The following is a 6760-nucleotide window of genomic DNA, read 5'->3' as shown; positions in this document are numbered from 1 at the left end:
CTACGCCGCCGACATCGCCGCGCATCTGCGTGACGATCGCCCCGATGCGCGCGATCACGCCCTCGCCGGCCTCGACCTGCGCGGCGATGTCGGCGGCGTAGCGCTCGGCGGTGCCGAGGCGTTCCGCCAGCGTGCGGTCGCACTCGTCCAGCGTGCTGCGCAGGCCGGCGATGGCGCGCTCGGCGGTCGAGGTGGCGACCATCAGGTCGCCGATGGTCTGGCGCAGGGCGGCCTCGTCGCCCTTCAGCTGCGCGATGCGGCGCGACAGCTTGATCGACGACACGATGGTGGCGACGAGCAGGACGGCGACGAGGCCGTCTGCGGCGAGCGTGACGAGGAGGCTCATGACCGAAAATCCATCGCTCAGGTGTCGCTTCGGTTGTTCATCGAGGCCTCGTAGGCCTGGAGCGTGGTGCGCGAGCGCCGCAGCGGCCGCGTCACCTGCACGGCGATGCTGTCGTCGACGCGCCCGATCCGCCCCTGCGTCAGCGCCCACTCGCCGCAGCGGACCGTGATGAGGTCGCTCGGCTTGGCGTCGAACATCAGCGTGTCGCCGACCTTCAGCGCCATGACGCGCTTCAGCGGCAGCGTCATCTCGTGGAGCACCGCCTCCATGGTCATGTCCGCCTGCCAGATCTCGGTGGCGAGGTGCCCTTCCCAGACGTGGTCGCGGCCGAGCTTTTCGCCCATGAAGCTCTGCATGAGCAGTTCACGGATCGGCTCGATGGTGGCGTAGGGGAACAGGATCTGCAGCAGGCCGCCGCGCCCGTCCATGTCGAGGCGGAGCGAGATCAGGATCGCCGCGTTGGCCGGCCGGGTGATGGTGGCGAAGCGCGGGTTGGTCTCGATCCGGTCGATCGCGAACCGCACCGGCGACAGCGGCTGGAACGACAGCTCGAGGTCGCCGAGGATGATCTCGACCAGGCGCCGGACCAGCTGCATCTCGATGGTGGTGAAGGGACGCCCGTCGAGGCGGCTCGACGAGCCGCCGCGCTTGCCCCCGAGCAGCAGGTCGAGCGTCGAGTAGGCGAGGTTCGACTCGACCGTGACCAGCCCGGAATTCTCCCAGGCGTCGGCCTTGAACACCCCGAGCAGGGTCGGCAGCGGAATGGCGTTGAGGTAGTCGCCGAAGCGGACCGAGGTGATGTTGTCGAGGGTGACCTCGACGTTGTCCTGGAAGAAGTTGCGCAGCGAGGTCGACAGCAACCGGATCATCCGGTCGAAGACGATCTCCAGCATCGGCAGGCGTTCGTACTGGACGACGCCCGAATCGACGATGGCGCGGACGCCGCCGGCGCCCGAGGCCGACAGCTCGCGCAGCGAGAATCCGACGACGTCGTCGATCTCGTCCTGGCTGAGAATGCGGTCGTTGCCGGCGAGCTCGGGAAGGTTGTCGCTCTCCCCGTCCTCGATCATCGTCGCCCACTCGGCGGCGACGTCGCTGGCGTTGCGGGTGGTGCCCTGCTCCGCGAGCGCGGCGCCCCATTCGTCGGCGAGCGACGCGTCCCCGCCTTCGGCGCCCTGCTCGATCAGGGCTGCCGACCAGTCGTCCTCCACGTTCGGGTCGTCGGGTTCCATGAGGGGCTCGGTTGCAGAGGGGCGCGGTCGGGCTCGGGTTTGCGGCCGGTCGCTACTGGACGATCACGTCCTTGAAGAGCACCGCCTCGACGCGGGCGGGATAGACCGCGACGTTGACCCGCTTCAGCAGCTCCTCGCGGAGGCGATACAGGCCGAGCGATCCGGAGAGGTCGCTGCCGCGCAGGTCGCGCATGTAGATCTGCAGCGCGTCCTCGACCCGCGGCATCAGCGGCTTCACCTCGCTCTCGACCTTCGCGTCCTTGAGCTCGAGGGCGATGCGGACCTTGGCGAACTTGGCCTTTTCGACGCCGGCCTCAGGGCTGAGGTTCATCACCATTTCGCGGACGTCGAGGAAGATGGACGGCTTCTTCACCTCCGCGACCTCGGCGGCGTGCTCGGCCTCGGCCTCGGCGGCGGCACGCTTCTTCAGCATGAACGCGCCCCCTCCCCCGCCGAGGAGGAGCACGGCGGCCGCGACGATGATGATGAGCTTCTTCTTGCTCTTCGGGGCTGCGGCCTCGCCGCCGGCACCCTCGGCGGCATCCGCTTTCTTGGGCTTCTTGGCCATGAGCGGTGGTCCGCGATCCGTCGGGTGAGCATCCGGGCCCACGCCTATCGGGTGCGGGCCCCTTCGAGGCTCCGGTATCGGCCGGCAGGGTTAACGCGCCGTTAAGCCGGCACAATCTGCCGGGTCGGCTTTGCCGCCGGACCGATCCGGTCGCTCCGGCCGACCCGCGGTCGCCCAGCCAAGACTTTGCATTAGGAGACGAAAATCGGTTTTCGCACATTGGCACAGGGGATGCGGATATCCCCTTGCCGCCACCGCGGCACGACGGATCGAGTCCACGATGCAGAATGCCCTCCTCGTCGGCGTGTCGAGCCAAATGGCGCTTCAGCGCGAGCTCGACGTCATCGCCAACAACATGGCCAACGTCTCAACCACAGGCTTCAAGGGCCGTTCGACGCGCTTCCAGGAATACCTGATGCCGACGGCGAGCGCGGACACCTTCGCCGGCTCGGATCGCCGCCTCTCCTACGTGATCGACCAGGGCACCGCGCTCGACCTCGGGCAGGGCGCGATCGAGCCCGACGGCAACCCGACCCACGTGGCGATCCAGGGCGAGGCGTTCTTCTCGGTGCAGACGCCGCAGGGCGTGCGCTTCACCCGCAACGGCGCCTTCGAGGTGAACGCGCAGGGCACCCTCGTCACCAGCGACGGCTACGCGGTGCAGGGCGAGGGCGGCCCGATCACCGTCAACCCGCAGGAGACCGGGCTCTCGATCGGCCCCGACGGCACGGTCTCCACCAATCTCGGCGTGCGCGGGAAGGTGCGGCTCGTGACCTTCGCCAACCCGCAGACCCTGACCAATGCCGGCGCCAACCTCTACGAATCGAGCGCGCAGCCGCAGCCCGCGGGGATCAGGGGGCGCCTCGAATCGGGTGCGCTGGAGAAGTCGAACGTGCGCCCGGTGCTCGAGATGACCCGGCTGATGGACGTAAACCGGACCTACGCCATGGTCTCCAGCGTGATCACGCGGCTCGACGATCTGCGGGGCACGGCGATCCGCCGCCTCGCCGACGTCGCCTGAGCGGGAGCTAGACGATGCGCGCGCTCTACGCCGCCGCCACCGGCATGGCGGCCCAGGAACTCAACGTCCAGGTCATCTCGAACAACATCGCCAACCTTCGCACCACGGGCTACAAGCGCCAGCAGCCGCATTTCCAGGATCTGCTCTACCAGAACCTGCGCCGCGCCGGCGCCTCGACCTCGGACCAGAACACGCAGCTTCCGGCCGGCCTCGCCATCGGCTCGGGCGTGAAGACGGTCTCGACCGCCCGCATCATGTCGCAGGGCACGCTGACCTCGACGGAGAAGGATTACGACGTCGCGATCCGCGGCGAGGGCTTCTTCCGCGTGACGATGCCGGACGGGCGCACCGCCTACAGCCGCGACGGCTCCTTCGACCTGTCGGCGCAGGGGCAGCTCGTCACCCGGGACGGCTACCTCGTCGATCCCGGCATCACCGTGCCGAACACCGCCACCGCCGTCACCATCAGCGCCACCGGCGCGGTGCAGGCGACGCTGCCCGGGCAGACCGCACCGCAATCGCTCGGCCAGTTCCAGCTCGCCCGCTTCGTCAACAAGACCGGCCTCGAATCGATCGGCGACAACCTGTTCATCGAGACCGCGGCCTCGGGTCCGGCGGTCAGTGGGCTGCCCGGCGGCGAGGGCTTCGGCAACCTCCAGCAATCGTACCTGGAAGAGGCGAACGTGAACGCCGTCACCGAGATCTCGTCGCTGATCGCCGCGCAGCGCGCCTACGAGATGAACTCGAAGGTCGTCACCGCCGCCGACCAGATGCTCTCCACCACCTCGCAGATGTTCCGCAGCTAGCGCCGCCCGGAGCCCGACGGTCATGTTCCATTCCCCCGCCTACGACGAACCGCGCCAGGAGGCCGAGCTGCGGCCGATCACGCGTTCCGCCGGCCTGCGCACCGCCCCGCTCGGCGTCGCCGTGCTGCTGCGCGCGGCCTTCGCCTTCCTCGCGTTGGCCGTGCTCGGCGCCTACACGCTGCCGGCGTTCGCCGACGAGGCGATGCGCCTGCGCGGCGACGTCACCGCGCGCGGCGACGTGCTCACCCTCGAGGATCTCGTCGAAGGCGCACCGAGCTCGGCGGCCAAGCGCCCGCTGTTCCGGGCGCCCGCGCTCGGCGCCACCGGCACGATCCAGGCCCGCCGCATCCTCGAGGCGGTCGCGGCCCTCAATCTCGGCGCCGTCGAGACGGGCGGCCGGCTCCAGGTCGCGGTGCAGCGCGCCGCGCGCCGGGTCGGGGCCCAGGAGATCGAGGCGGCGCTGCGCCGTGCGCTCGAGACCGCTTACGGCGTCGACGCGAAATCGGTGAGCGTGCGCCTCGACGGGGACGGGCCGATGCTGCTGGCGCCGGTCGATCTCGACGGCCAGGTCGTCGCCCTCGATCTCAACTACGATCCGCGCTCGCGCCGCGTCGGCGGGTTGATGACGCTCGGCGAGCGCCGGGCCTCTCTGCGGGTCTCCGGCGTGGTGATCGAGATGCGCGACGTCGCCATCGTCAACCGCACCCTCAACCGCGGCGAGCCGGTCACCGCCGCCGACCTGACGATCGAGCGCCGCCCGCGGGAGGGCTCGCCGCCGGACGCGCTGGCCTCGGGCGCGACGTTGGTCGGCGAGGTCGCGCAGCGCACGCTGAGCCAGGGCGCGATCCTCCGCACCGGCGATACCGCCCCGCCGGAACTCGTCGCCCGCGGCGAGGCGGTGACCATCGTCTACGAATCCCCCGGCATCAGCTTGGCGATGCGCGGCCAGGCCACCGATGCCGGACGGCTGGGCGCGACGGTCAACGTCGTCAACATCGCCTCGAAGAAGGTTCTCCAGGCGATCGTGATCGGCCCGGGCCGCGTCTCGGTCGGCCCGGCCCCGCCGCAGCGGCAGGCGAGCGCCGAGCCGCCGACCACGCTTCGCTGACCGCACCCATCAAGATCAGGCAGAGACGATCCGATGCGTCATCCTTCGCGCTCCCCGCGCCGCGCCCTGCCCCTCGCCGCGGCGCTGGTCGCCTGCGCCGGGCTCGGCGCCTGCAACACCATGGACCGCCTGTCCCAGGTCGGCGCGCAGCCCAACCTGTCGGCGATCGAGGATCCGACGGCGCAGGCCGGCTACAAGCCGGTCCGCCTGCCGATGCCCGACGTGCAGCCGGTCTCGTATGCGCCGAACTCGCTCTGGCGCACCGGCTCGCGCGCCTTCTTCAAGGACCAGCGCGCCGCGCGGATCGGCGACCTCGTCACCGTGAAGGTCAACGTCACGGATCAGGCCAATATCTCGAACGAGACCAAGCGCTCGCGCAGCAACACCGAGAATTTCGGCTTGCCGAATGCCGGCGGCCTGGAGAAGAACGCCGCCGTGCTCGCCGCCGGCGTGTCGCCCGACAAGCTGCTCGCCGCCACGTCGAGCTCCTCGAACGACGGCGTCGGCTCGGTCCAGCGCAACGAGACCGTGTCGACCAACGTCGCCGCGATCGTGACACAGGTCCTGCCCAACGGGAACCTGGTGGTCGAGGGCAAGCAGGAGATCCGGATCAACTTCGAGGTGCGCGAGCTGATCGTGGCCGGCGTGGTCCGCCCGGAGGACATCGAGTCGGACAACACCATCGAATCGACCAAGATCGCCCAGGCGCGCATCGCCTATGGCGGCCGCGGCCAGATCACCGACGTGCAGCAGCCGCGTTACGGCCAGCAGATCGTCGACATCCTGCTGCCGTTCTGATCAGGGCCGAACGCTCCGATCAGGTGTGCTCGGTGCCGGGCCGGTTGGGGCGCGGCGCCTCGCCGTGCCCCGAGATCACCGCCGAGCGGGTGGGATCGTGCTTGATCTTCGCGACGCGCGTCCGCTGCCAGACCGCGATCACCGTCGCGACCACGATCGTTCCGATGGCGAGGACCGGAATCAGAACATCGTTGTCCATGGACGTGCCTCCGATGATGTGATCGGGTAAAGCACGGTCAAGCCCGAGGGTTCCCGCGGCTCAGCTTGCGATTTCAGGGCGACGGCACAGTCGAGACCGTCCGGTTACTGAAAAACTGCATGCTGCACCGCGAGAGACTTCAGTCGTCGCGGTAGACGCGCTCGCGGCGCTCGTGGCGCTCCTGCGCTTCCAGCGACAGGGTCGCGATCGGCCGGGCATCGAGCCGGCGCAGCGAGATCGGCTCGCCGGTCTCCTCGCAATAGCCGTAGGAGCGGTCCTCGATCCGCGCCAAGGCCGCATCGATCTTGCCGGTGAGCTTGCGCTGCCGGTCGCGGGCCCGCAGCTCGATCGCCCGGTCGGTCTCCGACGAGGCGCGGTCGGCGAGGTCGGGGTGGTTCTCGTTCTCGCTCTGCAGCGCAACCAGGGTGTCCTGCGCCTCGCGCAGGATGTCGCTCTTCCAGCCGAGCAGCTTGCGCCGAAAATACTCGCGCTGACGCTCGTTCATGAAGGGCTCGTCGTCGGACGGAACGTAGCCGTCCTCCAGCGTCACCTTCGCCATTCGTCGCCCTTCCATAGTCCCGTACGGCCGGTCCGCGGCGATAATTGCCTGCCGTATAGTCGAGGTGGATTGCTGCTACAACGCACCCGCGTTCAAGCTGCGGTGCTTGCACACGCTGCGCCA

Annotated in this window: 9 protein-coding genes; 4 read left to right on the top strand and 5 right to left on the bottom strand. The window is 69.4% G+C overall.

All coding sequences use genetic code 11. From position 1 onward, the window contains the following. The 3 genes from FV230_RS06780 to fliL form a co-directional block, all read right to left on the bottom strand. The coding region (locus FV230_RS06780) for a DUF6468 domain-containing protein (RefSeq protein ID WP_246694767.1) at window positions 1-346 on the bottom strand (346 nt) is incomplete at its 3' end. A 17-nt stretch (window positions 347-363) separates the two neighbouring features. Continuing rightward, window positions 364-1578, bottom strand: coding sequence for a flagellar motor switch protein FliM (gene fliM / locus FV230_RS06775; protein WP_147728048.1), 1215 nt, complete (start codon window positions 1576-1578; stop codon window positions 364-366). 52 nt (window positions 1579-1630) lie between these two features. Beyond that, window positions 1631-2146: a flagellar basal body-associated protein FliL gene (gene fliL, locus FV230_RS06770; RefSeq protein ID WP_147728049.1), complete on the bottom strand. Its 516-nt coding sequence runs from the start codon at window positions 2144-2146 to the stop codon at window positions 1631-1633. Between the two features lie 280 nt (window positions 2147-2426). On the opposite strand from fliL, the gene flgF reads away from it, so the two are divergent. From flgF to flgH, 4 genes are read left to right on the top strand one after another with little or no spacing between them, the layout of a single operon-like run. Continuing rightward, the gene (gene flgF / locus FV230_RS06765; RefSeq protein ID WP_147841770.1) at window positions 2427-3167 is read left to right on the top strand and encodes a flagellar basal-body rod protein FlgF; all 741 of its coding nucleotides are present in this window, start codon (window positions 2427-2429) and stop codon (window positions 3165-3167) included. 14 nt (window positions 3168-3181) lie between these two features. Further along, window positions 3182-3973 (top strand): flagellar basal-body rod protein FlgG, encoded by a 792-nt coding sequence (flgG, locus tag FV230_RS06760; RefSeq protein ID WP_147728051.1) that lies wholly within the window; start codon window positions 3182-3184, stop codon window positions 3971-3973. Window positions 3974-3995: 22 nt separating this feature from the next. Further along, on the top strand, window positions 3996-5081 hold the full coding sequence (gene flgA / locus FV230_RS06755; RefSeq protein WP_147841769.1) for a flagellar basal body P-ring formation chaperone FlgA: 1086 nt from the start codon (window positions 3996-3998) through the stop codon (window positions 5079-5081). A gap of 33 nt (window positions 5082-5114) precedes the next feature. Beyond that, window positions 5115-5879 (top strand): flagellar basal body L-ring protein FlgH, encoded by a 765-nt coding sequence (gene flgH, locus FV230_RS06750; protein ID WP_147841768.1) that lies wholly within the window; start codon window positions 5115-5117, stop codon window positions 5877-5879. Window positions 5880-5898: 19 nt separating this feature from the next. Here the strand turns inward: flgH and FV230_RS06745 are convergent, their stop codons facing one another. Both FV230_RS06745 and dksA read right to left on the bottom strand, forming a co-directional pair. Then, window positions 5899-6078: a hypothetical protein gene (locus FV230_RS06745; RefSeq protein WP_147728053.1), complete on the bottom strand. Its 180-nt coding sequence runs from the start codon at window positions 6076-6078 to the stop codon at window positions 5899-5901. 139 nt (window positions 6079-6217) lie between these two features. Continuing rightward, window positions 6218-6637: an RNA polymerase-binding protein DksA gene (dksA, locus tag FV230_RS06740; RefSeq protein ID WP_147728054.1), complete on the bottom strand. Its 420-nt coding sequence runs from the start codon at window positions 6635-6637 to the stop codon at window positions 6218-6220. Window positions 6638-6760: the final 123 nt, after the last annotated feature.

It is taken from the genome of Methylobacterium sp. WL6 (assembly GCF_008040095.1).
In the GTDB taxonomy this organism is placed as follows: domain Bacteria; phylum Pseudomonadota; class Alphaproteobacteria; order Rhizobiales; family Beijerinckiaceae; genus Methylobacterium.
Note: the sequence above shows the minus strand (reverse complement) of the source record. Positions and strands in the feature narration are given on the sequence as shown.

Bases quoted from the DNA above. Each gene is read 5' to 3' on its own strand.
- fliM (WP_147728048.1), bottom strand. From the start codon at position 1,578: ATGGAACCCGACGACCCGAACGTGGAGGACGACTGGTCGGCAGCCCTG.
- fliL (WP_147728049.1), bottom strand. From the start codon at position 2,146: ATGGCCAAGAAGCCCAAGAAAGCGGATGCCGCCGAGGGTGCCGGCGGC.
- flgF (WP_147841770.1), top strand. From the start codon at position 2,427: ATGCAGAATGCCCTCCTCGTCGGCGTGTCGAGCCAAATGGCGCTTCAG.
- flgG (WP_147728051.1), top strand. From the start codon at position 3,182: ATGCGCGCGCTCTACGCCGCCGCCACCGGCATGGCGGCCCAGGAACTC.
- flgA (WP_147841769.1), top strand. From the start codon at position 3,996: ATGTTCCATTCCCCCGCCTACGACGAACCGCGCCAGGAGGCCGAGCTG.
- flgH (WP_147841768.1), top strand. From the start codon at position 5,115: ATGCGTCATCCTTCGCGCTCCCCGCGCCGCGCCCTGCCCCTCGCCGCG.
- FV230_RS06745 (WP_147728053.1), bottom strand. From the start codon at position 6,078: ATGGACAACGATGTTCTGATTCCGGTCCTCGCCATCGGAACGATCGTG.
- dksA (WP_147728054.1), bottom strand. From the start codon at position 6,637: ATGGCGAAGGTGACGCTGGAGGACGGCTACGTTCCGTCCGACGACGAG.